25 protein-coding genes, 1 tRNA gene and 1 pseudogene are annotated in these 26881 nt (G+C 69.9%); 10 read left to right on the forward strand and 17 right to left on the reverse strand.

All coding sequences use genetic code 11. The features are described from left to right. Window positions 1-339 (forward strand): annotated as a pseudogene (locus H5U26_RS13160) (phosphohydrolase); the annotation flags it as partial. Between the two features lie 237 nt (window positions 340-576). On the opposite strand, the gene H5U26_RS13165 reads toward H5U26_RS13160, so the two are convergent. The 3 genes from H5U26_RS13165 to H5U26_RS13175 all read right to left on the reverse strand — a co-directional run bounded on the left by H5U26_RS13165 (window position 577) and on the right by H5U26_RS13175 (window position 3169). Then, window positions 577-1509 (reverse strand): carbohydrate kinase family protein, encoded by a 933-nt coding sequence (locus tag H5U26_RS13165; protein WP_290620441.1) that lies wholly within the window; start codon window positions 1507-1509, stop codon window positions 577-579. Between the two features lie 32 nt (window positions 1510-1541). After that, window positions 1542-2987 (reverse strand): aminomethyl-transferring glycine dehydrogenase subunit GcvPB, encoded by a 1446-nt coding sequence (gcvPB, locus tag H5U26_RS13170; RefSeq protein ID WP_290620443.1) that lies wholly within the window; start codon window positions 2985-2987, stop codon window positions 1542-1544. Window positions 2988-3092: 105 nt separating this feature from the next. Continuing rightward, window positions 3093-3169, reverse strand: a tRNA-Arg gene (locus H5U26_RS13175). Between the two features lie 169 nt (window positions 3170-3338). Between H5U26_RS13175 and H5U26_RS13180 the strand changes: the two genes are divergently transcribed. Continuing rightward, window positions 3339-3839, forward strand: a complete 501-nt coding sequence (locus H5U26_RS13180; protein ID WP_290620445.1) for a c-type cytochrome — start codon at window positions 3339-3341, stop codon at window positions 3837-3839. Window positions 3840-3927: 88 nt separating this feature from the next. Here H5U26_RS13180 and fabB read toward each other — a convergent pair whose 3' ends face one another. From fabB to H5U26_RS13235, 11 genes are all read right to left on the reverse strand, one after another. Continuing rightward, window positions 3928-5148 carry a beta-ketoacyl-ACP synthase I gene (fabB, locus tag H5U26_RS13185; RefSeq protein ID WP_290620447.1) on the reverse strand — a complete coding sequence of 407 codons (1221 nt, stop codon included), beginning with the start codon at window positions 5146-5148 and terminating at the stop codon, window positions 3928-3930. Next, window positions 5145-5687: a 3-hydroxyacyl-[acyl-carrier-protein] dehydratase FabA gene (fabA, locus tag H5U26_RS13190; RefSeq protein ID WP_290620449.1), complete on the reverse strand. Its 543-nt coding sequence runs from the start codon at window positions 5685-5687 to the stop codon at window positions 5145-5147. Before fabA ends, fabB begins: the two co-directional genes overlap by 4 nt. A gap of 167 nt (window positions 5688-5854) precedes the next feature. Further along, a complete protein-coding gene (gene ubiD / locus H5U26_RS13195; RefSeq protein ID WP_290620451.1) occupies window positions 5855-7315 on the reverse strand; it encodes a 4-hydroxy-3-polyprenylbenzoate decarboxylase in 1461 nt (486 codons plus the stop codon). Further along, window positions 7312-8190, reverse strand: coding sequence for a 4-hydroxybenzoate octaprenyltransferase (gene ubiA, locus H5U26_RS13200; protein WP_290620454.1), 879 nt, complete (start codon window positions 8188-8190; stop codon window positions 7312-7314). Before ubiA ends, ubiD begins: the two co-directional genes overlap by 4 nt. Window positions 8191-8194: 4 nt before the next feature. Next, complete coding sequence (gene recG / locus H5U26_RS13205) at window positions 8195-10282, reverse strand: ATP-dependent DNA helicase RecG (RefSeq protein ID WP_290620456.1); 2088 nt, start codon at window positions 10280-10282, stop codon at window positions 8195-8197. Window positions 10283-10303: 21 nt separating this feature from the next. Beyond that, window positions 10304-10687, reverse strand: a complete 384-nt coding sequence (locus H5U26_RS13210) for a RidA family protein (protein ID WP_068803951.1) — start codon at window positions 10685-10687, stop codon at window positions 10304-10306. A 3-nt stretch (window positions 10688-10690) separates the two neighbouring features. Further along, a complete protein-coding gene (locus tag H5U26_RS13215; RefSeq protein WP_290620459.1) occupies window positions 10691-12796 on the reverse strand; it encodes a bifunctional (p)ppGpp synthetase/guanosine-3',5'-bis(diphosphate) 3'-pyrophosphohydrolase in 2106 nt (701 codons plus the stop codon). An 89-nt stretch (window positions 12797-12885) separates the two neighbouring features. After that, window positions 12886-13230: a DNA-directed RNA polymerase subunit omega gene (rpoZ, locus tag H5U26_RS13220; protein WP_290620461.1), complete on the reverse strand. Its 345-nt coding sequence runs from the start codon at window positions 13228-13230 to the stop codon at window positions 12886-12888. Window positions 13231-13338: 108 nt separating this feature from the next. Continuing rightward, window positions 13339-14694, reverse strand: coding sequence for an AMP-binding protein (locus H5U26_RS13225; protein WP_290620463.1), 1356 nt, complete (start codon window positions 14692-14694; stop codon window positions 13339-13341). Continuing rightward, on the reverse strand, window positions 14687-15472 hold the full coding sequence (locus H5U26_RS13230; RefSeq protein ID WP_290620465.1) for a hypothetical protein: 786 nt from the start codon (window positions 15470-15472) through the stop codon (window positions 14687-14689). Before H5U26_RS13230 ends, H5U26_RS13225 begins: the two co-directional genes overlap by 8 nt. Then, the gene (locus H5U26_RS13235) at window positions 15469-16170 is read right to left on the reverse strand and encodes a ferric reductase-like transmembrane domain-containing protein (RefSeq protein ID WP_290620467.1); all 702 of its coding nucleotides are present in this window, start codon (window positions 16168-16170) and stop codon (window positions 15469-15471) included. Before H5U26_RS13235 ends, H5U26_RS13230 begins: the two co-directional genes overlap by 4 nt. A gap of 99 nt (window positions 16171-16269) precedes the next feature. Between H5U26_RS13235 and H5U26_RS13240 the strand changes: the two genes are divergently transcribed. From H5U26_RS13240 to H5U26_RS13265, 6 genes are all read left to right on the forward strand, one after another. Further along, a complete protein-coding gene (locus tag H5U26_RS13240) occupies window positions 16270-16449 on the forward strand; it encodes a PLDc N-terminal domain-containing protein (protein WP_290620469.1) in 180 nt (59 codons plus the stop codon). Further along, a complete protein-coding gene (locus H5U26_RS13245; RefSeq protein ID WP_290620471.1) occupies window positions 16446-16904 on the forward strand; it encodes a nuclear transport factor 2 family protein in 459 nt (152 codons plus the stop codon). The genes H5U26_RS13240 and H5U26_RS13245 overlap by 4 nt, the downstream gene beginning before the upstream one ends. After that, the gene (locus tag H5U26_RS13250; protein ID WP_290620473.1) at window positions 16901-17452 is read left to right on the forward strand and encodes a zf-TFIIB domain-containing protein; all 552 of its coding nucleotides are present in this window, start codon (window positions 16901-16903) and stop codon (window positions 17450-17452) included. The genes H5U26_RS13245 and H5U26_RS13250 overlap by 4 nt, the downstream gene beginning before the upstream one ends. Before the next feature lie 86 nt (window positions 17453-17538). Beyond that, window positions 17539-18045, forward strand: coding sequence for an ATP-dependent zinc protease (locus tag H5U26_RS13255; RefSeq protein WP_290620475.1), 507 nt, complete (start codon window positions 17539-17541; stop codon window positions 18043-18045). Then, the gene (locus H5U26_RS13260) at window positions 18029-19570 is read left to right on the forward strand and encodes an inactive transglutaminase family protein (protein ID WP_290620477.1); all 1542 of its coding nucleotides are present in this window, start codon (window positions 18029-18031) and stop codon (window positions 19568-19570) included. The genes H5U26_RS13255 and H5U26_RS13260 overlap by 17 nt, the downstream gene beginning before the upstream one ends. Continuing rightward, window positions 19567-20523 carry an alpha-L-glutamate ligase-like protein gene (locus H5U26_RS13265; protein WP_290620479.1) on the forward strand — a complete coding sequence of 319 codons (957 nt, stop codon included), beginning with the start codon at window positions 19567-19569 and terminating at the stop codon, window positions 20521-20523. Before H5U26_RS13260 ends, H5U26_RS13265 begins: the two co-directional genes overlap by 4 nt. A gap of 76 nt (window positions 20524-20599) precedes the next feature. Here H5U26_RS13265 and H5U26_RS13270 read toward each other — a convergent pair whose 3' ends face one another. The 3 genes from H5U26_RS13270 to H5U26_RS13280 are packed head-to-tail and all read right to left on the reverse strand — an operon-like array spanning window position 20600 to window position 23706. Continuing rightward, the gene (locus H5U26_RS13270) at window positions 20600-21589 is read right to left on the reverse strand and encodes a D-Ala-D-Ala carboxypeptidase family metallohydrolase (RefSeq protein ID WP_290620481.1); all 990 of its coding nucleotides are present in this window, start codon (window positions 21587-21589) and stop codon (window positions 20600-20602) included. Window positions 21590-21592: 3 nt separating this feature from the next. Then, window positions 21593-23185 carry a L,D-transpeptidase family protein gene (locus H5U26_RS13275; RefSeq protein ID WP_290620483.1) on the reverse strand — a complete coding sequence of 531 codons (1593 nt, stop codon included), beginning with the start codon at window positions 23183-23185 and terminating at the stop codon, window positions 21593-21595. A gap of 35 nt (window positions 23186-23220) precedes the next feature. After that, on the reverse strand, window positions 23221-23706 hold the full coding sequence (locus H5U26_RS13280) for a peptidylprolyl isomerase (protein ID WP_290620485.1): 486 nt from the start codon (window positions 23704-23706) through the stop codon (window positions 23221-23223). A gap of 154 nt (window positions 23707-23860) precedes the next feature. Between H5U26_RS13280 and H5U26_RS13285 the strand changes: the two genes are divergently transcribed. Together H5U26_RS13285 and pgi are read left to right on the forward strand one after the other, a co-directional pair. Continuing rightward, a complete protein-coding gene (locus H5U26_RS13285) occupies window positions 23861-25210 on the forward strand; it encodes an adenosylmethionine--8-amino-7-oxononanoate transaminase (RefSeq protein WP_290620487.1) in 1350 nt (449 codons plus the stop codon). Between the two features lie 77 nt (window positions 25211-25287). Beyond that, entirely contained in the window at window positions 25288-26877 is a 1590-nt protein-coding gene (gene pgi / locus H5U26_RS13290) for a glucose-6-phosphate isomerase (protein WP_290620489.1), read from the forward strand. Window positions 26878-26881: the final 4 nt, after the last annotated feature.

Below are 26881 nucleotides of genomic sequence, written 5' to 3' on the forward strand. Positions count from 1 at the left end.
CTGGCCATCGTGGACGGTCTGACGGATGCCGTGACGCAGCCCAAGCCGCCGTGGCGTGAGCGCAAGGAAACGTACATCGAACACCTGCGCACGGCCCCGCTGCCGGTGCTGCGCGTCTGCGCGGCCGACAAGCTGCACAACCTGCGCTGCATCAGGGCCGACTACCGCGTCCACGGCCCTGCGCTGTGGCGCCGCTTCAACGCCGGCCCGGCGGACACCTGCTGGTACTACAGCGCAGTCACCGACACGCTGGCTGCCGCCGGGGCGCCCGATGGCCTGGTGAATGAACTGCGTGACGTGCTGGCTGCCTGTGCGGCGGCGGGGGTCTTCGAGGGTTAAGCCGGCGCCAGTCGGGCGGGGGATGCCCCCTAGTTCGGGCGGGATAGGCCGGTGTCAGCGCCCGATGCCGCTCGCCAGGCCCGACTGGGCCTTCAGGGCTTCCAGTCGCCCGAGATGCGCGCGGCGCCCGCCGGGATGGCCTGCACCCGGCGCGGTTCGTCAGTCCCCGGACGCAGTGTGCAGTGTCCGGGATTTGTCGGCGTCCAGGCCCGCCGACCCACCCTGATGGTGGCCGGCCTAGAAGCCGTGGCCGAACTCGGCCATGAAACGGCGCTCGAAGTCCTCGCGCGTGAAGTGGTGGTTTTGCGTGCCGTGGTGCTCGATCTTGAGCGCGCCCAGCAGCGCGGCGATGCGCCCGGTGGTTGGCCAGTCCAGTTCGTGCAGCAGGCCGTATAGCAGGCCGGCGCGGTAGGCATCCCCGCAGCCGGTGGGATCGTTCACCGCAGCCGGCGTCACGGCCGGAATGTCGATGCGGTGGCCGCCGGTATAGATGCTGGAGCCCTTGCCGCCGCGGGTGACGATCAGCGCCTCGACGCGCTTGGCGATGTCGCCGGCCGACAACTCGGTACGTGTCTGCAGCAGTTCGATTTCGTAATCGTTGACGGTGATCCAGGTCGCCTGGTCGATGAAGCCGAGCAGGTCGGCCTTGTCGAACAGCGGCAGCCCCTGGCCGGGATCGAAGATGAACGGCACGCCGGCCTCGGCGAATTCCCGTGCGTGCAGCAGCATGCCCTCGCGGCCGTCCGGGGCGACGATGCCGATGTCCACGTCCTGCACGTCGGCCAGCGAGTTGCGATGCGACTCGTTCATGGCGCCGGGGTGAAAGGCGGTGATCTGGTTGTCGTCGAGGTCGGTGGTGATGAAGGCCTGGCCGGTGTAGCTGCCGGGCACCTGCGTCACGTGCCGGCGGTCGATGCCATTTTTGTCCAGCCAGTCGAAGTAGGGGCCGAAGTCCTCGCCGACGGTGGCCATCGGCAGCGGATCGCCACCCAGCAACTTCAGGTTGTAGGCGATGTTGCCGGCGCAGCCGCCGAACTCGCGGCGCATCTGCGGCACCAGGAACGACACGTTCAGGATGTGTACCTGGTCCGGCAGGATGTGGTTCTTGAAGCGGTCCTGGAACACCATGATGGTGTCGTAGGCCATCGAGCCGCAGATCAGTGCCCGCAATGCAGTCTCTCCGATGAGTGAATGGCCGCCGCTCAGGCCGGACGCCAGGCCAGGTCCGGCTGGCGCGCGGCGCGCACCTCGTCCAGCCGCCGCACCGGCAGCGTGTGCGGGGCGCCGTGCAGCAGGTCGGGTTGTTCGCGTGCTTCCCGGGCAATCTGGATCAGCGCCTCGACGAAGCCGTCCAGCATGTCACGGGTCTCGGTCTCGGTCGGCTCGATCAACAGGCATTCGGGCACCAGCAGCGGGAAATACACGGTCGGCGCGTGGTAGCCGTAGTCGAGCAGGCGCTTGGCGACATCCAGCGCACTGACGCCCAGCTCCTGTTTGGAACGACGCAGGGTGACGATGAACTCGTGGCTGGCGCGCCGGTTGGGGAAGGCCAGCTCAAAGCCGGCCTCGCGCAATCTGGCCTGCAGGTAGGCCGCGTTCAGGGTGGCGAATTCGGCCACGCGGCGCATGCCCTCGCGGCCCAGCAGGCGGATGTAGACCCAGGCGCGCAGCAGGATGCCGGCGTTGCCGGCAAAGGCCGACAGGCGGCCGATGCTCTGCGGCCGGTCGGCCTCGGTCAGCCAGCGGTAGCGATCACCCTCGCGCGCCACCATCGGCACCGGCAGGAACGGCAGCAGACGCTCACTGACGCCGACCGGGCCTGCGCCCGGCCCACCGCCGCCGTGCGGCGTGGCGAAGGTCTTGTGCAGGTTAAGGTGCACCACGTCGAAGCCCATGTCGCCCGGGCGCGCGTGACCCAGGATGGCGTTCAGGTTGGCGCCGTCGTAGTACAGCAGGCCGCCGGCTTCGTGTACCACGCGCTGAATGTCCGAAATCTGGCGTTCGAACACGCCCAGCGTCGACGGGTTGGTCAGCATCAGGCCGGCCGTGTGCGGGCCGACGGCGGCGCGCAGGGCGGCCAGGTCCACGTCGCCCTGCGCGTCAGTCGGGATTTCGCGCACCTGATAGCCACACATCACGGCCGTGGCGGGGTTCGTCCCGTGCGCCGCGTCCGGCACCAGGATTTCGCGCCGCGCGCTGTCGCCGCGGCTGCGGTGATAGGCCTCGATCATGGCGATGCCGGCCAGCTCGCCCTGGGCGCCGGCCAGCGGCGTCAGCGACACGCCGGCCATGCCGGTGACGCGCGCCAGGATGTCCTGCAATTCCCACAGGCAGGCCAGAAAGCCTTGTCCGGTGGCGGCGGGCGCCAGCGGGTGGCGGTCGCGCAGCACCGGCCGCAGGGCCAGCTCGTTGGCCGCCCGCGGGTTGTACTTCATGGTGCAGGAGCCCAGCGGATAGAAATGCGTGTCGATCGAGAAGTTCTTCTGCGACAGGCGCGTGTAGTGGCGCACCGCCTGCAGTTCGGATACTTCCGGCAGCGGCGGCGGACTGGTGCGCAGCAAACCGGCAGGCAGATCGTCGGGGGGCGGGGCCGGGGCGACCTGGGCGCCATTGGCCCGGCCGGCGATGGATTGGTCGAAGATCAGCATGGGAACAGCGACATGCGGGCACCGGCCGGGGATTCAGGCACGCGCCGGGTCGGTCGAGGCAGGCCTTGCGCCGCCCACGCCACGACCGCCGACACACGAGGGGACTGGCGCGCCCTAGAGGATTCGAACCTCTGACCTTTGGCTTCGGAGGCCAACACTCTATCCAGCTGAGCTAAGGGCGCGGGGAGGCGCAGTTTAGCAGGATGTCCGGGGCCGGCGGCGCGCGGTGGCCAGGCTTGACGGCACGCAAGACACCCCACGCTTGTGATCGTGGCTGGCCGGTGGCCGTTATACTTGCGCGGCTGCCCGTGCAGTTGCCCCCGTGATCCCCCGTTCCAGCAAGGAGTCTTTGTGAACGCCCATTCCGCCCCGGCTGGCGACAATTCCGCCAGCGCCTTCACCGTTGTTCTGCTGTCCCTGGTTGCCCTCACGTTCCTGATTGCCGGCATCGCCGTGTTCGCGGTCGGCGCCATGCGCCCGTCCAAGGTGGATCCGAGCGTCGCCGCCCTGGCCAACGAGCGCATCAAGCCGGTCGGTGAAGTGCAGATCGGCGGTCCCGGCGCGCCGGCTGGTGGCATGGCCGCCACCGCAGCGGCCGATGCCGGACCGGTCGATGGCGCCGCCGTGTATCAGCAGGCCTGCTTCTCCTGCCACGCTTCCGGTGTCGCCGGCGCGCCCAAGCTCGGCAGCGCCGAAGACTGGACGCCGCGCATCGCGCAGGGTATCGAGGTGCTGCACCAGCACTCGCTGCAGGGCATCCGTGCCATGCCGCCCAAGGGCGGTTTCATGAACCTGAGCGACGCCCAGGTTCAGGCCGCGGTCGATTACATGGTGGCGCAGGTCAAGAAATAAGCCGCGCCGCGGTTATCGCGGCCAAAAAAAGGCGGGGTCGGCATTGCCGGCCCCGCCTTTTTCATGTGGCCGCTTTCGGGCTGGGGCTTCAGCCGTTGTAGCGGCGCAGCACCAGGGTGGCGTTGGTGCCACCGAAGCCGAAGCTGTTCGACATCACCGTATCCAACCGCACACCGTCGCGCAATTTGCGCACCAGCGGGAGGCCTTCGGCCGCCGGATCGAGGCGCTCGATGTGTGCGGACGGGGTGATGAAGCCGCCGCGCATCATCAGCAGGCAGTAGATGGCCTCGTGCACGCCGGCGGCGCCCAGCGAATGGCCGGTCAGCGACTTCGTGGAACTGAATGCCGGAACCTGTTCTCCGAACACCTCGCGCACGGCCTCCAGTTCGCGGCTGTCGCCGACCGGCGTGCTGGTGCCGTGGGTGTTCAGATAATCGATGTCCGTGAGCGGAATGTCGCCCAGCGCCTGACGCATGCAGCGCACCGCGCCCTCGCCGGACGGCTGCACCATGTCGAAGCCGTCCGAGGTGGCGCCATAGCCGATCAGCTCGCCATAAATCTTGGCGCCGCGGGCCAGCGCGTGATCAAGGGCCTCCACCACAACGATGCCGCCGCCGCCGGAGATGACGAAGCCGTCGCGATCGGCATCGTAGGCACGGGAGGCGACCGCGGCGCGGTCGTTATAGGCGGAAGACAGTGCGCCCATGCCGTCGAACAGCACCGATTCGGTCCAGTGCAGTTCCTCGCCACCGCCGGCGAATACCACGTCCTGCTTGCCGGCCTGGATCAGTTCAGCGGCGTTGCCGATGCAGTGGGCGGAGGTGGCGCAGGCCGACGAGATGGAATAGCCCACGCCCTTGATCTTGAAGGCGGTGCCCAGGCAGGCGGCGACCGTGCTCGACATGGTGCGCGGCACCATGTACGGCCCAACGCGACGGGCGCCTTTCTCGCGCAGGGTGTCTGCTGCCAGCACGGTGTTGGCGGTCGAGGCGCCGCCGGATCCGGCAACCAGGCCGGTGCGCGGATTCGAAACCTCGGCTTCGGTCAGTCCGGCGTCGACGATGGCCTCGACCATTGCGATGTGCGCGTAGGCGGCGGCATCACCCATGAAGCGCAGCAGCTTGCGGTCGATGTGTTCCTCGGGCGAGATGCGCAGCGGCCCGTGCACCTGGCTTCGAAAGCCCAGTTCGCGGTATTCCTCGCTGAACTCGATGCCGGAACGGACTTCGCGCAGCGAGTCTGCGACCTGTGCCTGGGTGGTGCCGATGCTGGACACGATGCCCAGCCCGGTGATGACGACGCGTCTCACGGTGTGCTCTCGAAGGAATTGGTGAACAGTCCTACTCGCAGGCCACTGGCGGTATAGATGGGGTTGCCATCGACCGCCACGGTGGCATCGGCGATGCCCATGAACAGCTTGCGCTGGATCACGCGCTTCATGTGGATGTGGTAGCTGACCAGGCGCGCGGCCGGCGTGACTTCGCCGCCGAACTTCACTTCGTCGGCGCCCAGCGCTCGCCCGCGACCCGGGCCGCCGATCCAGCCCAGATAAAAGCCGACCAGCTGCCACATGGCGTCCAGCCCCAGGCAGCCGGGCATGACCGGATCGCCCTGGAAATGACAGCCGAAAAACCACAGGTCCGGCCGTACGTCCAGTTCGGCGCGAATCTCGCCGCGGCCGAACTGGCCGCCGTGGTCGCTGATGTACGTGATGCGGTCGAACATCAGCATGGGCGGCAGCGGTAGCTGCGCGTTGCCAGGGCCGAACAGCTCGCCGCGCGCGCAGCGCAGCAGCTGGTCATGGCTGAAGGAGTCCACGCGCTGCGCGACGGCGGATGTTTCGGTCACAGTGTCTTCCGTGGCAAGGGGCTGTAGAGACATTCACAGCCAGGCGTGGTTGCGGCAAAAAACGGCATGATTATACGCACCCGCCGATGGCGGGCCGGGCCGCCAGCGGTTGCAAACCCCTGACGGCCTTGCCGGTCGGTGGCCCGGCTGGCCGCCCGGCGCCGGATTTACAGTCCCAGCTGCCCCCACAGCTCGTCCACCCGCGCCTTGACCGCCGCGTCCATCCGAATCGGCCGGCCCCACTCGCGCGTGGTCTCGCCGGGCCATTTGTTGGTGGCATCCAGGCCCATCTTGGAGCCCAGGCCCGGCTGCGGCGAGGCGAAATCGAGCGTGTCGATCGGTGTGCGCTCGGCCAGCAGGATGTCGCGGGCCGGGTCGACGCGGGTGCTGATGGCCCATACCACGTCCTGCCAGCTGCGCACGTCGATGTCCTCGTCCACCACTACGACGAACTTGGTGTACAGGAACTGGCGCAGCACCGACCAGACGCCGAACATCACCCGCGCCGCGTGCCCCGGGTACTGCTTGCGGATCGACACCAGCGCCACCCGGTACGAGCAGCCCTCCGGCGGCAGGTAGAAGTCCACCACTTCCGGGAATTGCCGGCGCAGCAGCGGCACGAACAGCTCGTTCAGCGCCGCCCCGAGCATGGCCGGCTCATCGGGCGGGCGGCCGGTGTAGGTGCTGTGGTAGATGGCGTCGCGGCGGCGGGACAGGCGCTGCACGGTCAGCACCGGGTAGCGTTCGGTTTCGTTGTAGTAGCCGGTGTGATCGCCAAACGGGCCCTCGTCGGCCAGCTCGCCGGGCCGGATCACGCCCTCGAGCACGATCTCGGCATGCGCCGGGACGGCAAGGTCGCTGTCGGCGCAGGTCAGCAGCTCGGTGCGCTCGCCGCGCAGCAGGCCGGCGAACTGGTACTCGGACAGGCCGTCGGGAATCGGCATCACCGCCGCCAGCAGCGTGGCCGGGTCGGCACCGATCACCACCGCCACCGGAAACGGCTCGCCGGGCCGCGCCGCCTGCCAGGCCTGGTAGTCGAGCGCGCCGCCGCGGTGCGCCAGCCAGCGCATGATCAGCCGGTTGCGGCCGAGCAGTTGCTGGCGGTAGACGCCGAGGTTGTGCCGCCCGCCGTGCGGCCCGCGCGTGACCACCAGGCCCCAGCTCAGCAGCGGCGCGGCATCGTCCGGCCAGCAGGTCTGGATGGGCAGGCTGCCCAGGTCGACTGCTTCGCCCTCGAACACCTGTTCCTGAACGGGTCCGCTGCCGACGCGCCGCGGACGCATGGCCAGCGCCTGCCGGTAGATGGGCAACTGTCGCCAGGCCTCGCGCAGGCCGCCGGGCGGTTGTGGTTCGCGCAGCATGGCCAGTTGCTCGCCAAGTTCCCGCAGGTCGGCGACCGTCTCGCGCCCCAGGCCAAGTGCTACGCGCCGCACGCTGCCGAACAGATTGGCCAGCAGCGGCATGGCGTGGCCGACCGGGCGCTCGAACAGCAGCGCCGGGCCGCCGGCCCGCAGCACGCGGTCGCAGATTTCGGTGACTTCCAGGCGCGGGTCGACCGGCACGGCGATGCGCTTGAGCTCCCCCAGCGCCTCCAGGCGGGCGATGAAGGCGCGCAGATCGCGGCTCACGGATTCATCCCGTAGTGGGCGGCAATGCCGGCGAACACCGCGGCACCGAACCAGTTGTTGGCTACGAAGGCCCTGAAGCAGGCGGCCGGATCGCGGTGCCGGGCGAGGTACTGGTGGTGCAGCGCGGTCAGCGCCGCCAGGCCAAGCCCGCCGTAGAACCAGGGCCCCAGGCGGGCGTTCCAGCCGACCAGTGCCAGCGTGGCCAAGGCACTTGCCTGCAGCACGCCGATGATCAGCCGGTCGTCCTCGCCAAACAGGATGGCGGTCGACTTGACGCCGACCTTGATGTCGTCGGCGCGGTCCGCCATGGCGTAGAAGGTGTCGTAGGCGACGGTCCAGAACACGTTGGCGATCAGCAGCAGCCAGGCGATGGGCGGCACCTTGTCCTGCACCGCGGCATAGGCCATCGGGATGCCCCAGCCGAAGGCCAGCCCCAGATAGATCTGCGGCAGGTGCGTCAGGCGCTTGCCGAGTGGATAGGTCACGGCCAGCAGGGCGCCGATCACGGCCAGTTCCTGGGTGCGCCGGTTCAGGGTGAGCACCAGCGCCAGCGATGCAATCAGCAGCAGCACGCAAATCACCAGCGCCTCGGCTGGCCGGATGGCGCCGCGCGCCAGCGGGCGGTTGCGCGTGCGTTCCACATGGCGGTCGACATCGCGGTCGAGGTAATCGTTGATGGCGCAGCCGGCCGAGCGCATGGTCAGCACGCCGGCCGTGAACACGGCCAGGATCTTCGGATCCGGCAGGCCGTTGCTGGCCAGCCACAGCGCCCACCAGGTCGGCCACAGCAGCAGCAGGCTGCCGATCGGCCGGTGCAGGCGCGTCAGCTCGGCATAGGCTTGCAGGTGCGCGGCCAGCCACCGCCAGGCGGTCATGGTCTTACACCTCGCCGTAGGCCAGGCCGCGGCCCAACCAGCGGTCGATGAGCCTTGGCACCGCCTCGGGGGCTTCCTGTTCCAGGCGGCTCGCCAGCGCCGGCAGGCGCGTCAGCAGCGCCCGGTCTCGCTCCAGGTCAGCCACGCGCAGGTTGATGGCGCCGGTCTGGCGCGTGCCCAGCAGCTCCCCCGGGCCGCGCAGGTCAAGGTCGCGACGGGCGATCTCGAAGCCGTCGCCGGTCTCGCGCATGGCCGCCAGCCGCGCGCGCGCCTCGCCGGACAGCGGCGGCTGATAGAGCAGCACGCAGCGGCTGTGGGCGCTGCCGCGTCCCACCCGGCCGCGCAGCTGGTGCAGCTGGGCCAGGCCCAGCCGCTGGGCGTGATCGATCACCATCAGTGTGGCGTTGGGCACGTCCACGCCGACCTCGATCACGGTGGTGGCAACCAGCAGGTCGATTTCGCGGCGCTGGAAGGCGCCCATGACGGTTTCCTTGTCGCGGCTTTTCATGCGCCCGTGCAGCAGGCCGATGCGCAGCTGCGGCAGCGCCGCCGTCAGCTCCGCGGCCGTCTCGGTGGCGGCCGACAGGGCGAGTGCTTCCGATTCCTCGATCAGCGGGCAGACCCAGTAGGCCTGCTCGCCGCGGGCGCAGGTGGCGGCAATGGCGGCCAGCAGTTCGTCCTTGCGCCGGCGCGGCACGGCCAGGGTCTGTACCGGCGTGCGACCGGGCGGCAGCTCGTCGATGACCGAGGTGTCGAGGTCGGCGTAGAAGGTCATGGCGAGCGAGCGCGGGATGGGGGTGGCGGTCATGATCAGCTGGTGCGGCGCCTGCGCGCCGTCGTCGCCCTTGGCGCGCAGGGCCAGGCGCTGGTGCACGCCAAAGCGGTGCTGTTCGTCGATCACCACCAGACCTAAGCGCGCAAAGCGCACATCGTCCTGGAACAGCGCGTGCGTGCCCACCACCAGCGGCGCGCGGCCGGATTCGATGCCCTCCAGGATGCTCGCCCGCGCGCGTCCGCCATGGCGCCCGGCCAGCCACACCGGATCGATGCCCAGCGGCGGCAGCCAGCGGCAGAAGTTTCGAAAATGCTGCTCGGCCAGCAGTTCGGTCGGCGCCATGATGGCCGCCTGCCAGCCGGCCTCGACCGCCTGCAGCGCGATCGCCGCTGCCACCAGCGTCTTGCCGGAGCCCACATCCCCTTGCAGCAGACGCAGCATGGGATGGGGTTTGGCCAGGTCCGCCAGGGTCTCGTCGATGACGCGCTGCTGGGCGGCGGTGAGCGCGAACGGCAGCGATTCGAGCAAGCGCCCGCGCAGCGCGCCGCTGGCGGCAATCGGTGGCGCCCGGCGGGTCTGGCGCTGGCGCCGCCGCTGACGCAGGCTCAGGTGATGCGCCAGCAGTTCCTCGAGCGCCAGCCGGTGCAGGGCCGCCGGGCGCTGGTCGAGCGCGGCCGTGGCCGACGGCTGGTGCAGGCAGCGCAGCGCGCTTGGCAGGTCCGGCAGCTGTTGCGCCGTGCGCAGGCCAACCGGCAGCAGCTCCGGCAAAAATTGTTCGCAGCGCGCCAGCGCCGCGCCGATCAGGCGTCGCAGCGTGGCCTGCGTCAGGCCGGCGGTGGTCGGATAGACCGGCGTCAGCGTGGACTGCGGCAGCGGCTCGTCGGCGCCGTTGGGGAGCAGCCGGTACTCGGGGTGGACCATCTCCAGCCGAAATGGCCCGGACCGGACCTCGCCATAACATTCCAGCCACACGCCGGCTTGCAGCTGCTGCAACTGCGGCGGGCGGAAGTGGAAGAACCGCAGCGTGATGCCGGCCGGCGGGTCGACCAGGCTGACCAGCAGCGCACGCCTGCGCCCCTGGCTGAGTTCGGCCGCTTCGATGCGACCTCGGATCAGCGCTTGCTGGCCCTCGCGCAGACTGGCGATCGGCACCAGCTGGCTGCGGTCTTCATAACGCAGCGGCAGGTGCAGCAGCAGGTCGGCCGGCTGGGTGATGCCCAGCAGCGCCAGTCGTCCGATGAGCGCGGACCCCACCCCCGGCAGCGCGGCCAGGGCCGACGCCGCGGCAGCGGGCCGGCTGGCTGCGGCGGTAGCCATTCGCGAGTCGAGCGCTGCAGGTCAGCCCAGCACCAGGATGGCGTCGGCCTCCACCGCCGCGCCACGCGGCAGGGCCGCCACGCCCAGCGTCGCCCGGGCCGGGTAGGGCGGCTCGAAGTAGCGCGCCATGACCGCGTTCACGGTTGCGAAATGGGACAGGTCGGTCAGGTAGATGGTGATCTTGACCGCCTGGCGCAGCGTGCCGCCGGCTGCCTCGGCGACGGCCTTCAGGTTCTCGAACACGCGCACCGCCTGCGCCTCGATGTCGCCGCCGATCAGCTCGCCGCTGACCGGATCCAGCGGAATCTGCCCGGACAGGTACACCGTGCTGCCGGCCCGGATGGCCTGCGAATAGGGGCCGATGGCAGCCGGGGCACGGTCGCTGGTGACGGCGTTCAAAGACATGGATCAGCCTCGCTTGCGGGTGATGCGGCGCACGGACTTGAGCGTGCGCAGCCGTTTCATGATGCGCGCCAGGTGGACCCGATCGCGGACTTCGAGCGTGAAATCGTCCACCGCATGGATGCCGTCGCGGTTGTTCAGCTGCACGTTGGCGATGTTGCAGTCCATGTCGGCGATGGCGGCGGCCAGGGTCGCCAGCTCGCCGCGCTGGTCGACCACCTCGACGCGAATGTCGACCGGAAAGCGGGCGTCGCCGGCCGGCTGCCATTCGACATCCAGCCACTTGTCGGGCTGCTTGGCGAACTCGGCGGTGCTCGGACAGCCATCGACGTGGATCACCACGCCGCGCCCGGCGCTGACGTAGCCACGAATCGGGTCGCCCGGGATCGGTCGGCAGCACTTGCCGTAGCTGACCACCAGGCCCTCGGTGCCCTTGATGGCCAGCGGTGCACTGTGGCCATCCTTGCCGACCAGCCAGCGCGGCGCCACCCGCGCCAGGGCCCGGCGCAGACCGGAGCGCGGCGGGCGGCCCGTGGTCTGCGGCGTGCCGCTGACCAGGTGCGTGGCCACCACCGCCGCCAGGCGCTTGCCCAGGCCCACATCCTCCAGCAGGTCGTCCATCGCCTTGGCGCTGAACTCGCGCAGCAGGCCGGCAATGTGCGCCTCCGGGATCTGCGCCATCGGCGTACCCAGGCGTGCCAGTTCGATCTCCAGCAGGCGTCTGCCGAGCTCCACCGCCTTCTGGTGATCGATGTTCTTCAGGAAATGCCGGATGGCGGCGCGCGCCTTGCCGGTGACGACGAAGCTGAGCCAGCTCGGGTGCGGCGTGGCGGTGCGGGCGGTGATGATCTCGACCGTCTGGCCGGTTTCGAGCGCGCTGCTGAGCGGCGCCAGGCGCCGGTCGATACGCACCGCCACGCAGTGGTTGCCGATGTCCGAATGCACCGCGTAGGCGAAATCCACCGCCGTGGCGCCGGCCGGCAGGGCCAGGATGCGGCCCTTGGGCGTGAACACGTAGACCTCGTCCGGGAACAGGTCGACCTTGACCGAGTCCAGGAAGTCCTGCGGATCACCGGCGTTGCGTTGCAGCTCCAGCAGGCTCTGCAGCCACTCGCGGGCGCGCTGCTGGGGCCGGCCGCCGCCGCTCGGGTCCTTGTAGGACCAGTGCGCGGCGACGCCCTCGTTGGCCACGCGGTCCATTTCCTCGGTACGGATCTGGATTTCGGCCGGCACGCCGTAGGGCGTGAACAGCGCCGTGTGCAGGGACTGGTAGCCGTTGGTCTTGGGAATGGCGATGTAGTCCTTGAAGCGCTGCGGCAGCGGCTTGTAGGTGTTGTGCACCACGCCGAGCACCCGGTAGCAGTCGTCGACCGTCTCGACCACGATGCGCAGCGCGTACACGTCGTACACCTCGCTGAGCGGAATGCGGTCCTCGCGCATCTTCTGGTAGACGCTGTACAGGTGTTTCTCGCGGCTGACCAGGCGGTAGCGGATGCCGGCCGCGTCCAGGCTGTGCCGCAGCGCGGTCTCGATCTTGCCGACCAGGTCGTGGCGGTTGCCACGGGCCCGGCGCAGGGCCTCGTCCAGCACCCGGCTGCGCAGCGGATACAGCGCCACGAAGCCCAGTTCCTCCAGTTCGCTGCGCAGCTGGTGCATCCCCAGGCGATTGGCGATCGGGGCGTAGATGTCCAGGGTTTCGCGGGCGATGCGCCGCCGCTTGTCGGGCTCCAGATGGCCCAGGGTGCGCATGTTGTGCAGGCGGTCGGCCAGCTTGATCAGCATCACCCGCAGGTCGCCGGCCACCGCCAGCATCATCTTGCGAAAGTACGCCGCCTGCGCCTGCTCGCGGGTTTCGAAGCGAATCTGCGTCAACTTGGTGACGGCATCCACCAGCGCGGCCACTTCCTCGCCGAACTGCTCGGCGATCTGCGCGCGGGTGGCGGCAGTGTCCTCGATGACGTCGTGCAGCAGCGCTGCGCACAGCGTGTCGCCGTCGACGTGCAGGTCGGCCAGGATTTCGGCCACCGCCAGCGGGTGGGCGATGTAGGGCTCGCCGGTCTTGCGCTGCTGGCCGGAATGGGCCTGGGCGCCGAAGGCGTGGGCACGCCGCACGGCGGCGACGTCGTCCGGCGGCAGGTAGGCAGCTAGCCTGCGGGCCAGCGACTCGATGCCGCTGGCCTGGATGGCGGGTGCCGGTGCGCTCAGGGCTCCTCGTCCGCCGTGGGGGCGGACCCCTCGGTGGGGGGATGGGTGAGGTCGACGTGGGCGGCGGCGTCGAGTGCCTGCTCCCAGCCGGTGGCGGCGCGCTGCGCGGCCAGCTCCTCGGCGGTCAGGAACAGGTGCAGTTCCTCGGGCTCCAGCACGCTGCGGTCGATCTTGCCGGCGGCGATTTCGCGCAGCGCGATCACCGTCGGCTTGTCGTTTTCCGCTTCCACCAGCGGCGCGCGCCCCAGCGACAGCTGGCGCGCCCGGCGTGCTGCCATCAGCACCAGATCGAAGCGGCTTTCGGCGTTGGCGAGGCAGTCTTCAACAGTGATACGGGCCATGCAGGGAACCTGAAAAGACACAAAAATGACAGTCTAGTCTATCAGGTACCGTCAACTGCCTGTTCTGCGGCGCCCGGCATCCGGCAGGGCCGCCCGTCCGCACTGCGTTCAGGCGTCGATCTGGCATACGAAATCCTCGAACTTGCCGCCCGGCGAACGCGGTATGTCGGCAACCGCCTGCAGCACGATCTGGAACGGGTGGCCGAGCCGGCTTTGCAGCATCTGCCGCAAGGCGCTTTCTTCGGCCGGCTTCAGAGGCCGGGCGGTGACGAGGTCCACCTCGATCCGCTCGATGGCCGTCTGACGCAGACGGAACTGACGCACCGGCGCGACGGCCAGCCAGTCATCGGCCGGAAACGATGGCCAGTGCCGGCTGCCATCCGGCAGGCGCAGCAGATTGCGCGCCCGGCCGTGAATGCGCCGCAGCACCGGCAGGCCGCGCCCGCACGGGCACGGCGGGCCTACCTCGGCAAAGTCGCCGATCGCATAGCGGATCAGCGGCATGGCGAAGTTGTGCAGCGTGGTCAGCACCACCTCGCCGGTAGCGCCCGCAGCGCACGGTTGGCCGGCGGCGTCCAGCACCTCGACCAGCAGATGCTCGGCCTGCACGTGGTAGTGCCCCTCCACCTGCGGGCATTGCAGGGCGATGTAGCCGGCTTCCTCGCAGCTGTAGACGTCGGCCAGGGGCAGGCCCCACACGTCCCGGCACAGGGCGCGCAGGTCATCCGGCAGCTGCTCGCCAAAGCTGCCGAGCCCGCGCAGGCGGGCCGGCCGCACGCCGCGATCGCGCGCCGCCAGCAGCAGGCCGCGCAGGTTGCTCGGATGCGTCAGCAGATAGTCCGGATCGTGCGCCAGCAGCCAGTCGAGCTGCTGATCGAGCGGCGTGTGGATGGGCAGCGTCACGGCCGGGCCGGTCCGGAACACCGCCTCGATGGCGCGGCCCCAGCCGGGCAGATGCGCGTCCGTCACTTGGGTACGAATGGCCGCGAAGGTGCCGGCGAAGTCGCGCCGCTGCCACAGGTGCTCGCGCAGGTTCAGCGCCCCGAAAAAGAAATGGCTGAGTTCGGTCTCGACGCCGCGCAGCGGCCGGCCGGTGGAGCCGGACGTGTGGTGCTCGATGAGCTGTCCGTGGTCGGCTGGCACGGCCCGGCTGTGCAGATCGTCACCCAGCGCCTGTACGTCTGCCCGGCGCAGCAGCGGCAGCTGCTGCCACGCGCCGGTCAGCGCCTGGGGAGCGTCCAGCGGCAGGCCGGCCAAGCGTTGGGCGTAGGCGGGGACGGTGTCGCGGGCGTGGCGCAGCAGCGCGGCGAGCTGGCGATAGCTCGCCTCGGCCAGTCGCGCGCCCGGCCACCATTCGCTTTGCGCCAGCTGGTAATGCACGGCCAGCAGGCTGGCGCCGACGCTGTCCGGCAGCGCCGGCCACTGCAGGCCGGTGACGGTCGAGCGCGGCAGCGCCTCAGTCACGCCGCCAGGCGACCACGCCGTTGGCGTCCTCGGTCAGTGCCTCGATATCGATGTGATACGCAAGGCCCGCCCGCTCGCCGGCCGGCCCGGCCAGGAAGCCTTCCAGGCGCGCCGTGCAGCCGGCAAAGCACAGCACGCCCGTGACCGTCAGGCGGCTGTCGGGCGCGCTCACGAAGCGGCCATCGACGATGTGCAGGTCCTGCGCCTTCAGCTCGTAGCGACCACTGGGCACCGTGATGGCGAGTTCGAGCGTGGCCCGCGCAGCATCGAAATCGACTTCCAGCGCGCCGTTTTCGAGGAAGGTGGTCGCCGCCATGCCGCCCTCGCCGGCCGTTGGCGACACCTGTCCGCCCAGCACGGAATAACGGGCCGCGCCGGTCGGAGTCTTGGTCAGTGGCTCGCCGGCGACGTAATAGATGGCGTTGCGCACGCCCTCGCCGCCGGTAATGTCGATGCCGCCATGGCGGCCGTCGCCGCCCGTGCGACCATGCCCCCAGCGACCCCAGGCGATCAGCCCGTCGTTGCCGGAATGGCCGACCGGCAGGTCCCAGGTCACGGTGCCGCCGTCGTCCCGAAATGCCCGCAGCCAGCCCAGGCCATCCACGCGCAGCGTGGCCGGCGGGTACAGGTGCACCGGCGGGTCATCCTGGGGCAGGCGAAAATCGTGCGCGATCGCCACCTGCCACACGGGTGCACCGTGCGGGGCGGTTTCGGATGCGTGCCCGCCGCTGGCCAGCAGCGCGGCGGCGATCGGCACTAGGCATGCGGTGGGATTCATTGCGCGTCTCCGGAATTGCGCGGCGCCAGCATCCGCAGCGCCAGCGCGATCACCACGGCGCTGCCCGACCACAGCGTGATCGGCGGCAAGCCGCCATACCACGCCGCCGGCGTGAGCCAACCGGGCACGCCGTAGCTCAGGTGCAGGCCGCCCAGCAGCATGCCCAGCACGCCGATCTTCTGCAGCAACTGCCAATAACGCGCCGACATCTGCGCACGTGCGCCGGGCAGCGAGCCGGCCAGGGGCGCCAGCAGCAGGAACCAGGCCAGCGCGCCCATCGCCATCGAGAATTCCGCCAGTGGCGTCAGCTCGAAAGCCTGCCGGAAAAACTGCCGGTAGTAGGCATAGTTCAGGATAGCCAGCGACATCACCACGTGCAGCGACGCCAGCGCAAAACCCATGATCCCGAAGTAGCGCCGTCGCCACAGGTAGCGCGCAAATCGTCCCGGTGCGAGGCGAGCCAATGGCCCCAGGGCGAGTGCGAGGGCCACCAGCCACAGCGCGCTCCAGGAAATTGCCTTGTTGAGCACGTACAGCGGAATGTGGCCGACAGTCCATGGTCCAAACACCACGTAACGGGTGGTTGCGTAGGCAAGCGTGAGCAACAGCAGCCCCGTCGGCAGGCCCAACAGGGCACCCAGCGCCGCGCCGTCACGGGTTTCCAGCGCGGCTTCGGACCGGCCGCTGTCGGTGTTCATCGGGCGCGCTCCTCCTGCGTCGCAGCCCCGTGGCTGCGCCGGGAAAGGTTAACCTACGAACATTCGCTGCGCCGTTGTCAACAAAAAGGAGACTGCATCATGGGTATCGAAGTCGGCGGGCTGCTGGGCCTGCTCATCCTGATTGCCGACGTGTGGGCCGTCATCAACGTGGTCCAGAGCGGGGCCGGCACCGGCGCCAAGGTGGGCTGGGTGGTGCTGATCCTGCTATTGCCGGTGCTGGGCCTGCTGATCTGGCTGATTGCCGGACCGCGGGGGTGAGCGGCGAGCCGCCGCTGGACCTGATCCGCCGCTACTACGCCGGCTGCAACGCCGCCGACCGCGCGGCCATGCAGGCCACGTTCTGCGATGACGTGGTGCATTACTTCACCCACCACGCGCCGGTTTGCGGCGCCGCGGCGCTGGCCGAGCACTGGGCGTGCATGCAGCCGCGCATCGGCGGCCACTGGACGGTGGATCACGGCATCGTGCAGGGTGACGAGGCGGTCATCGAATGGACGCTGCGCTGGACCCCACCCGGCGGCGCGCCGGAGCTGATGCGCGGCGCCGAGTGGTACCGCCTGCGCGACGGGCGCATCGGCGAGATCCGGGCCTATTACCTGAACCGTCATGCGCCTTATGAGCGCCGTCACTTCGAGCTGGATGGTTTCGACTACGCTGGCCGCGGCTACCCCGTACTGTCAGAGCAAGCTTTTTCAGGAGACCGCCTGTCATGACTGCCCAGTGCCCCCGCTGCGCCATTGCCTTGGCGGCCACCGAATTGCAGCAGGTGCCGGTGGCGCGCTGCCCGCGCTGCCGCGGCCTGTGGTTCGAGGCGCACGCCCTGCGCGCGGCGCGCGAAGCGGCCGATCCCGATCTGGCCTTTCTGGACGTCGAACTGTGGTCGGATGCCGAGCAGTTCCGTCATGCCCCGCGCAGCGGCCGCTGCCCGACCGGCGACGGCGCCCTGCATGCGCTCGAGTACGGCCGCACCGGGGTGACCGTGGACTACTGCGACGCCTGTTTCGGCGTGTGGCTGGACGAGGCCGAGTTCGAGCGCATCGTGAGCGCCCTGGAACACGAGGTGGACACCCGCCCGGCGTCGGAGTACCTGCGCGCCGCCCTGCACGAGGCCCGCCAGCTGCTGACCGGCCCGCAGCCGGTGCTGGACGAGTGGCGATCGCTGCGCAGCGTGCTCAAGTTGCTCGAATACCGGGTGCTGTCCGAGCACCCGGGCCTGCACCAGCGCCTGCTGGCGCTGCAGGCGGGCAATCCGTTTCGCTGAAGCGGTGCCCATAAGGCGCTGTTATAGAATGCCGGCCGCCTCGGCCAGCCGGCTGCCGCCCACGTCTTCACTGCGCCCGACGATCCATGCGCCACACCTGCGCCGCGCTTGCCCTGTTGTTGTGCCTGCTGGCTGCACCGGCCGCGGCCCGCGGCGTGTACGGCTGGGTCGAGTTCGCGGAATTGCACCTCGATGGCCAGCCGCTGAAGCTAAAGGCCAAGCTCGACACCGGCGCGCGCAGCTCCTCGCTGGATGCCACCGACATCACGCCCTTCGAGCGTGACGGCGGGCGCTGGGTGCGCTTTCGGGTCAGCCGATCGGGGCTTCAGGAAGCACCGCTCATGGAGCAGCCGGTGGTGCGTTACGTGCGCATCAAGCGCCACAGCGGTCCCTACGACCGCCGGCCGGTGATCCGCCTGCCGCTGTGCCTGGGCGACGAGCTGCGCACGGTCGAGGTCAACCTGACCGATCGCGGGCGCTTCATCTATCCGCTGCTGCTGGGGCGCAAGGCGCTGGCACGCCTGGCGGTGGTCGATCCGGCCCGTACCTTCGTCCGCGAGCCGCGCTGCCAGGCCGGTGTCAAAGGGGAGTAGTGTCCTGCGCAACCGGCATCTGCTGATCCTGTGCCTGCTGCTGGTTGCGGCCGGCGGCAGCCTTTTTCTGTACAAGTGGCTCGATCTTGGCGTGCCGATCAAGGCCGACAACGCCATCGGGGCCTGGACCGTGGAGGCGCGCATCCGCTTCACGGCGCAGTCCGGCAAACCGGTCAAGGTGCGCTTTGCGGTGCCGCTGCGCCCGCCCGGCTTTGCCCTGCTGGACGAGACCTTCGTGTCGAGCGGTTACGGTCTGTCGACGGCCGTGCAGGATGGCGACCGCGAGGCGCTGTGGGCCATCCGCCGCGCCCGCGGCGAGCAGGAGCTGTACTACCAGGCGGTGGTCTACCCGGCCCGCGACACGGCCCAGTCCAGCGGCTCGCGCCCGCCGCCGGTGGAGCCGCCGCAGTTCAGCGACGCGCAGGCCGCTGTGGTGACCAGCCTGGTCGAGCAGATTCGCGCCCACTCGGCGGACATCGCCACCTTCGCCGTCGAAACCCTGCAGCGGCTGGGTGCCCGCGACAACAGCGACATCAACCTGCTGCTGGCCGGTGATAACTCCCCGGAGCGCCGCGCCGAAGTCGCCGCCGGCATTCTGGCCACGGCCAATATCGCCGCCCGTCCGGTGTACGGCTTCCAGCTCCAGAAGGAAGGTCGGCGCCTGCCGCTGCTGACGCGCCTGGAAGTCCACAACGGCGAGCGCTGGCTGTCGTTTGACCCGCTGAGCGGCGCCCAGGGCCAACCGGACGATTTCCTGGTCTGGTCGCGCGGCAAGCCGCCGCTGCGCGACAGCGACGGCGTACGCCACCTGCGGCTCGAATTCTCGGCCGCCGAGAATACCTACGAGGCCCTGGCCGTGGCTCGTCAGCGCGCCGCCGAGCGCGGCTCACTGGCGCTGCAGTTCTCGCTGCTGAGCCTGCCGGTGCAGATGCAGATGGTGTACCGGGTGGTGCTGACCATGCCGCTGGGGGCGCTGATCATCGTGCTGCTGCGCAACGTGGTCGGCATCAAGGCCTTCGGCACCTTCGCGCCGATCCTGATCGCGCTGGCGTTTCGGGAAACCAGGCTTTTGAACGGCATCCTGCTGTTCACCGGCATCGTTGCGCTGGGTCTGGGCGCGCGCTTTTACCTGGAGCGGCTCAAGCTCCTGCTGGTGCCGCGCCTGGCCTCGGTGCTGACCGTGGTGGTGCTGATGATGGCGACCTTGAGCGTGCTGACCTACCAACTGGGCATCGGCGCCGGGCTGTCGGTGGCGCTGTTTCCGATGGTGATCCTGACCATGACCATCGAGCGCATGTCGATCGGCTGGGAAGAGGCCGGTCCGCGCGAGGCCCTGCAACAGGCCGGCGGCAGCCTGCTGGCGGCCTCGCTGGCGTACCTGGTGATGACCGAGCGGCAGGTGCAGCACCTGGTGTTCATGTTCCCGGAACTGCTGCTGATCGTGCTGGCCATCACGCTGGCCCTGGGCCGCTACACCGGCTATCGCCTGACCGAGCTGCGACGCTTCAAGGCACTGGCCGGATGATCACGTTCCCCTGGCAACGGGCTCGGGCGCTGCGCGCGCACGGCGTGCTCGGCATGAACCAGCGCAACGGGGACTTCATCGCCCGGGTCAACCCGCGCCGCCTGTATCCGCTGGTGGACGACAAGGTGCGCACCAAGACCTTGGCCCAGGCGGCCGGCATCCAGGTGCCGCAGCTGTACGGCCTGATCGCCATCCAGCACCAGGTCCTGCAGTTGCCCAAGCTGCTGGAGGGCCGCGAGGATTTTGTCGTCAAGCCGGTCAACGGCAGCGGCGGCAATGGCGTGCTGGTCATCGTCGGGCGTCGCAAGGGCCGCTACCGCAAGGCCAGCGGCGCTCAGCTGACCGAGGACGAACTCGAACACCACGTCTCGAACACCCTGTCGGGCCTGTACAGCCTCGGCGGGCAGCCGGACGCGGCGATGATCGAGTACCGCGTCAAGGTCGACCCGGTGTTCGAGCCGATCTCGCACCAGGGCGTGCCGGACCTGCGCACGGTGGTCTACAAGGGCTATCCGGTGCTGGCCATGGTGCGCCTGCCGACCGCGCTTTCGGACGGCAAGGCCAACCTGCACCAGGGCGCCATCGGTGCCGGGATCGACATCGCCAGCGGCCTGACCGGCCGCGGCGTCTGGCGCAACGAGGTGATCGACGAACACATCGACACCGGCAACCCGATCACCGGCGTGCAGGTGCCGCAGTGGGAGACGCTGCTGGAGCTGGCCGCCCGCTGCTACGACATCAGCGGCCTGGGCTATCTGGGCGTGGACTTCGTGCTGGACCGCGATTTCGGGCCGATGATGCTGGAGATGAACGCCCGCCCGGGTCTGAACATTCAGATCGCCAACCAGACCGGCCTGCTGCCGCGCCTGGCCACCGTGGACGCGCACGGCCGGGAAGGCGCCAGCGTGGCCGAGCGGGTGGCGTTTGCGCGGCAGCGCTTCGGGCGTCCCTGACCCGGGCCGCTGCCATGCGCCATCCGGGTGGCAGCGCCGCCCCGGCGCGAACGGCCGGGGCGGCGTCTGCCACGGACTACCAGCGCGCCTTGACCCCGCGCGTGTCCAGGTGCAGAAACGCGCCGTGGTAGGCATTGGGCGCGTAGGCCGACAGGCCGCCGATGAAGCGCTGCCAGCCGGCCTCGCCCTGCGCCGCGTCGACGATTTCAAACAGCAGCCGGGCATCTTCCCGATCATGGCGGCGGTCGCCGTTGAGGTCGTCCATGCGCCCGTCGCCGTCCTCATCGATGAACACGTCGGCCGCATCGCCCCACTGATGGCGGCTGAAACGGGTGTCGCCCAGCTGGCGGTTGTAGTGCGGCGTGCGATAGCCGCTCATCACGGTCAGGCCGCCGCTGGCGATGCCGGCGCGCGCAAAGCGCTCCATGGCCGCCTCCAGCGCCAGCGGCAGCCGCTCGCGCAGCGCCACGTAGCGCGGCCCGCGGGCCGCCTGCTTGCAGACGAATTGCCCGAGCTTCAGGTGCGGCGTCAGCGGCAGCTCGGCGCTGCGGGCATTGATCTCGATGAAACCTTCCGGCGGCCGGTACAGCGCCTGGCCGCCGGGGTGGTTCGGGTAATCGCCGATCAGGTAGCCGTTCAGCGCGCCGCCGCGCAGCGCCTGCCGCGGCGTGGTGACCAGCGCCGTGAAGCGCATCCGCGCCCCGTCGGCGCGTCGAACCTCCAGCGTGTAGGCGCCCGGCTTGCCGGGCGCGGTCCAGCGCCACTGGGCCGCGCCGAGGCGCTGGACCGCGCCGGCGCCGGCATCGAGCGTGAAGGTGCCGCTGTCGGGGTTCTCCACCTGCAAGGTGATGGCCTGCCCGGCGCTGGCCACCAGCGGGTTGACCGCCAGTCCAGAGCGCTCGGTGCCCCAGCGCACGCTGAAGCCGGCACCACCGGACGTGCCCGATGCCGGCGTCAACATGGCCAACTGCAGCGGCGCCGCCAGTGCCGGCATCACGCCGGCCAGGCCCAGTACGACGCAGCACAGCCAACGCGCCAGCCAGTGACCGAAACAGTGCCGGCCCATACGTCAATCTCCCTGAATCGGTGTGACAAGCGCCGCCGCCAGCGGCGCATCGCGGTCGTAGATATCGCGTCGAAACTGTACCGTCCCGTCACTGTCCACCCAGGCGGTCCAGTACAGCAGGTAGACCGGTACCGGCTCACGCAAGTTCACGGTGCGCGTCTGGCCGCTGTCGATGGCCGCGCGCAGCGCCTCGGGCGACCAGCGCGGGTCGCCCGACAGCAGCCAGTCGGCCAGCGCCAGCGGCTCCTGCAGCCGGATGCAGCCGGAACTGAAGCCGCGCTCGGCATGCTCAAACAGCGCCCGCGCCGGGGTGTCGTGCAGGTAGACGTCATGGGCGTTCGGGAACATGAACTTGATCCGCCCGAGCGCATTCCACGGCCCCGGATCCTGGCGCAAACGGTACGGCAGCGGGGTCCTGAGGTGCTGCCAGTCGATGGTGGCCGGGTCGATCTGGCGCGCGTCCTCGGCCCAGCCGCTGAGCACCCGTATATGCTCCCTGGCCAGATAATCCGGATCGCGACGGATCAGCGGCAGCTTGTCCTGCGCCGCCAGGCGCGGCGGAACTTCCCAGTAGGGGTTTAGCACCAGATAGCGGATGCGGTCCGAGAATTCCGGCGTCGGCCGGTAGGGCTGTCCTACCACTACGCGCATGCGCAGCGCCACCGCCGGACCGTCGATGGCCTCCAGCGTGAAGGCCGCCATGTTGACGCGCACCTGACGCCGCCCCGGCGCGGCGCCCAGCCAGCGTCTGCGCTCCAGGTTGGCGATGAGCTGGTCGACGCGAAAGCTCACCGGCGTGTTCAGCGCCCGGCGCGTCTGGCGACCGACGGCGCCATCGACGTCGAGCCCGTGGCGAGCCTGAAAACGGCGCACTGCGGCCTCGAGCGGCGCATCGAACAGCGCCTCGCCATCGCCGACCGGGCCGTCCATGCCCTCGCGTGCCAGGCGCTGACGCAGCACAGCCAGCAGCGGGTCACGATCACCCGGCCGCAGGGTCGGGCCGTCGGGCAGCAGCGGCCAGCCACCCGTGGCAGCGATGGCACGGTAATGCGCCAGGGCCTGCTGCAGGCGCGGATAGCCGGCCAGGGAGGAGCCGAGCCCGGACAGGAACGCCGCTGCGGATTCGGCCTGCTGCAGGCGCGCCGGCAGATCGGCATCCACCGCCAGCAAGCGCCGGCGTGGGGTGAGCCCGCCGACCTCGATCCTGCCGCCACGCACGTGCGAACCGAGCATCAACAGGCCGTCGCTGAGCAGCAGATCGAGCATCGCCTGCCCGGCCGCAGATCGATCTGCGCGTTGCGCATCGATGGCGGCGAGGTGGTAGTCGGCCGCGCGCAGACCGTGCGCGGCTGCGCCCGCCAGCTCGGCGCGCGCCGCATCCGCGCGCCGAGCGTCCCACAGCGGCGCGTAGCCGCGCACCGCATACAGCGGTCGCAGCAGCTCCGGGGCGTACAGCGACCGTTCGGCCGTAAGGCTCGGTGCCGCCAGCGCGGCCTGCAGCGCCTCGGCCACCGGCTCGGAGGCTGCCGCACTCCCCCAGGCCAGAGCGGCGAGCAGCCACCCCAGCCAGGCGCCCGCCCGCAGCGGGCGGCGCACGGCGGGCAGCAAGCGATAGGCGGGAATCCGCTGCGTCAGTGGTGATGACCGCCGGGGCCGTGCACGTGGCCGTGCGCCAGCTCCTCGGCTGTCGCCGCGCGCACGCCAAGCACCTCGACTGCGAAATGCAGCGTCTGGCCGGCCAGCGGATGGTTCGCGTCCACGGTGATGCCGTCCTCGCTCACCTCGGCCACGCGTACCGACATGCGTCCGCCGTGTTCATCGCTGGCGTGAAACTGCATGCCCGGCTCGATGTCCATGTCGGCCGGAAAGCGATCGCGCGGCACCACCTGCACGCGCGCCGGGCTGTGCTCCCCGTAGGCATCGGCCGGGGCGATGGTCAGCTCCAGCTTGTCGCCGGCAGCGTGCCCGGTCAGCGCCTTTTCCAGGCCCGGAATCACCGAGTGGCGGCCGTGCACGAAGGCAAACGGATCGGCTGCGGTGGCACTGTCCAGCTCCTCGCCGGCGTCGTCGCGCAGGGTGTAAGCGAGGGTCACGACACAGTCGTCGGCTATGCGCATGGCGCGGCTCCGGTAAAAAGCGGGTCGCCAGTTTAGCAGTTGGCGCTTGCCCACTTGCCGGCGGGCGACCGCGCGTGCGGCGCTCAAGCTGACTTGCTGGCGCCCGCACCGATGCGGCGTGGCCGCAGGCGTGGCCCGCTCCTACAATCGCGGCATGAACAACGCCGATTTCGTCGCCCGCGATCTGGCCGTGCTGTGGCATCCGTGCACGCAGATGCAGGATCACGAGTGGCTGCCGCTGGTGCCGATCCGCCGCGGCGCTGGGGTATGGCTGGAGGATTTCGACGGCCGGCGCTACCTGGACGCCATCAGCTCGTGGTGGGTGAACCTGTTCGGGCACGCCAATCCGTACATTTCGGCCGCCGTCGCCCGGCAGGCGGGACAGCTCGAACAGGTCATCTTCGGCGGCTTTTCGCACGAGCCGGCACTGCTGCTGGCCGAGCGGCTGGTGGCGCTCGCGCCGCCGTCGCTGGCGCGCTGTTTTTTTGCCGACAACGGTTCGTCCGCGGTGGAGGTCGCGCTCAAGATGAGCTACCACTACTGGCGCAACTGCGGCATCGGCGGCAAATCCCGCGTCATCAACCTGCGCGGCGCCTACCACGGTGAGACGCTGGGCGCGCTGGGAATCGGCGACGTCGGCCTGTACCGCGACGCCTACGCCGAGCTGCTGCGCGCGCCAATCACCGCGCCTTCTCCCGACGCCTACGAGCGCGAGCCCGGCGAGAGCTGGGCTGAGGTGGCGCAGCGGCGCCTGGCCGACATGCAGGCGCTGCTCGAAGCCCACGCGCACGAGGTCTGCGCGGTCATCGTCGAGCCGCTGGTGCAGTGCGCCGGCGGCATGCGCATGCACCACCCGGCCTACCTGACCGGCCTGCGGGCGCTGTGCGACCGCTACCGGGTGCATCTGATCGCCGACGAGATCGCGGTCGGCTTCGGGCGCACCGGCACGCTGTTTGCCTGCGAGCAGGCCGGCATCGCGCCGGATTTTCTGTGCCTGTCCAAGGGCCTGACCGGCGGCTACCTGCCGCTGGCGGTAGTGCTGACCACGGATGCCGTGTACCAGGCCTTCTACGCCGACTACGCCAGCCAGCGCGCCTTTTTGCACTCGCACAGCTACAGCGGCAATCCGCTCGGCTGCGCGGCGGCGCTGGCCACGCTGGACATCTTCGCCAGCGAACCGGTGCTCGAGCGCAACCGCGCGTTGGCGGCGGCCATGGCGCGCGAGACGGCGCATCTGGTGGACCATCCGCACGTAGCCGAAGTGCGCCAGACCGGCATGATCCTGGCCATCGAGCTGGTGCAGGACAAGGCCAGCCGCCGGCCGTATCCGTGGCAGGAACGCCGCGGCCTGCGCGTCTATCAGCATGGCCTGAGCGAGGGCGTGCTGCTGCGGCCGCTCGGCAACGTCGTCTACTTCATGCCGCCATACGTCATCACCGAGGACGAAATCGTCCTGCTGGCGCGGGTGGCCTGCGCCGGCATCGATCTTGCTGTTCGGCAGTAGTCGATGGCAGGCCGCCACACGCTGGCAATCCGGCCGCGCTAAAACACCCCGCACCCAATCGTTCACCGGGATTCGCCATGACACACGCCCAATTCTCATCCGCCTGGCAGACCGTTGCCGCCGCCCAAATCCGCCTGGCGGGCTGCCGCATGACCGAGCTGTTCGCCGCCGATCCGCAGCGCGTGGCGCGCTACACGCTGGGCGTGGCCGGCCTGCACGTGGATCTGTCCAAGCATCTGCTGGACGATGCTGCCCTGGCCGCGCTGCTGGCGCTGGCGGAGGCGGCCGAATTGCCGCGCTGGCGCACGGCGCTGTTTGCCGGTGAGCCGATCAACAACAGCGAGGGCCGCCCGGCCCTGCACACGGCCCTGCGCGATGCCTCGCCGGAACCGATTGTGGTCGACGGACAGGACATCAAGCCCGGCGTGGCCGCCATGCACCGGCAGATCGCGGATCTGGCCGACGCGGTGCGCAGCGGGCGGCGCGTCGGCGCCAGCGGCCAGCGTTTCACGCAGGTGGTGAACCTGGGTATCGGCGGCTCGTATTGGGGTCCGGCGCTGGCGCTGGAAGCCCTGCATGAACTCGCCACGCCGGACATGCGCATCGATTTCGTCTCCAACGTCGACCCGGCGCCGCTCAAGCGCGTGCTGGCGCAATGCGAGCCGGAACGCACGCTGTTTCTGGTGTCCTCCAAGAGCTTTGGCACCACCGAGACGCTCTACAACTATCAGACGGCGCGCGCCTTCATGGCCGGGCAGCTGGCCGAGGGGGTCGACCGCCATTTCATCGCCGTCACCGCCAATTCGGACAAGGCGCGGGCGTTGGGATTTGCGCAGGATGCGATCGTCACCTTTCCCGAGTGGGTCGGCGGGCGCTATTCGCTGTGGTCGGCGATCGGCCTGCCGGCGGCCATCGGCTTGGGCGCGGACCGCTTCGCGCAGCTGCTCGAAGGCGCCGCGGCCATGGACCGGCACTTCCTGACCGCCCCGCCGGCGCACAACCTGCCGCTGCTGCTGGGCCTGCTGGACGTCTGGTACGCCAGTTTCTGGGGCTTTGGCAGCCGCGCGCTGTTGCCCTATGACCAGGGGCTGCGCCTGTTGCCGACCTACGTGCAGCAGCTGGCGATGGAAAGCGACGGCAAGGGCGTGGACCGCGACGGCCAGCCGCTCGACTATCCCACCTGTCCGGTCGTCTGGGGTGGCAACGGCAACGACGGCGAGCACACCTTCTACCAGTTGCTGCACCAGGGTCCGGCCACCATTCCGGCCGAATTCGTGGTGTGCACCCGGCCCGATGCGGACCTGCCCGGCCACCGCCGGCGGCTGGTCGCACAGTGCCTGGCGCAGGCCGAAGCGCTGCTCACCGGCTTTGATGCACCTGACAAGCCGCATGCCCGCTGCCCCGGCAACCGGCCGAGCACAATGTTCCTGCTGCCGGACATGACGCCGCAGCTGCTGGGCGCGCTGCTGGCCTGCCACGAGCACCGCACCTTCACCAGTGGAGTGCTGTGGCGGGTCAATCCGTTCGATCAGTTCGGCGTGGAGCTGGGCAAGCGCCTGGCCGGCACACTGGAGCGGGAGCTGGGCGGGCAGGGCGTGCCCGGCGCCGCGCACGATGCTTCCACCGCCGCGCTGCTGGACAGCGCCCGCGGCCGGCTCGGCAGCTAGCCGG

This window comes from Immundisolibacter sp., assembly GCF_014359565.1.
Classification (GTDB): Bacteria; Pseudomonadota; Gammaproteobacteria; order Immundisolibacterales; family Immundisolibacteraceae; genus Immundisolibacter.

Bases quoted from the DNA above. Each gene is read 5' to 3' on its own strand.
- recG (WP_290620456.1), bottom strand. From the start codon at position 10,282: ATGGCTACCGCCGCAGCCAGCCGGCCCGCTGCCGCGGCGTCGGCCCTG.
- H5U26_RS13210 (WP_068803951.1), bottom strand. From the start codon at position 10,687: ATGTCTTTGAACGCCGTCACCAGCGACCGTGCCCCGGCTGCCATCGGC.
- H5U26_RS13285 (WP_290620487.1), top strand. From the start codon at position 23,861: ATGAACAACGCCGATTTCGTCGCCCGCGATCTGGCCGTGCTGTGGCAT.
- H5U26_RS13255 (WP_290620475.1), top strand. From the start codon at position 17,539: ATGCGCCACACCTGCGCCGCGCTTGCCCTGTTGTTGTGCCTGCTGGCT.
- H5U26_RS13265 (WP_290620479.1), top strand. From the start codon at position 19,567: ATGATCACGTTCCCCTGGCAACGGGCTCGGGCGCTGCGCGCGCACGGC.
- H5U26_RS13250 (WP_290620473.1), top strand. From the start codon at position 16,901: ATGACTGCCCAGTGCCCCCGCTGCGCCATTGCCTTGGCGGCCACCGAA.
- rpoZ (WP_290620461.1), bottom strand. From the start codon at position 13,230: ATGGCCCGTATCACTGTTGAAGACTGCCTCGCCAACGCCGAAAGCCGC.
- gcvPB (WP_290620443.1), bottom strand. From the start codon at position 2,987: ATGCTGATCTTCGACCAATCCATCGCCGGCCGGGCCAATGGCGCCCAG.
- H5U26_RS13230 (WP_290620465.1), bottom strand. From the start codon at position 15,472: ATGAATCCCACCGCATGCCTAGTGCCGATCGCCGCCGCGCTGCTGGCC.
- ubiA (WP_290620454.1), bottom strand. From the start codon at position 8,190: ATGACCGCCTGGCGGTGGCTGGCCGCGCACCTGCAAGCCTATGCCGAG.
- H5U26_RS13280 (WP_290620485.1), bottom strand. From the start codon at position 23,706: ATGCGCATAGCCGACGACTGTGTCGTGACCCTCGCTTACACCCTGCGC.
- pgi (WP_290620489.1), top strand. From the start codon at position 25,288: ATGACACACGCCCAATTCTCATCCGCCTGGCAGACCGTTGCCGCCGCC.
- H5U26_RS13240 (WP_290620469.1), top strand. From the start codon at position 16,270: ATGGGTATCGAAGTCGGCGGGCTGCTGGGCCTGCTCATCCTGATTGCC.
- H5U26_RS13235 (WP_290620467.1), bottom strand. From the start codon at position 16,170: ATGAACACCGACAGCGGCCGGTCCGAAGCCGCGCTGGAAACCCGTGAC.
- H5U26_RS13270 (WP_290620481.1), bottom strand. From the start codon at position 21,589: ATGGGCCGGCACTGTTTCGGTCACTGGCTGGCGCGTTGGCTGTGCTGC.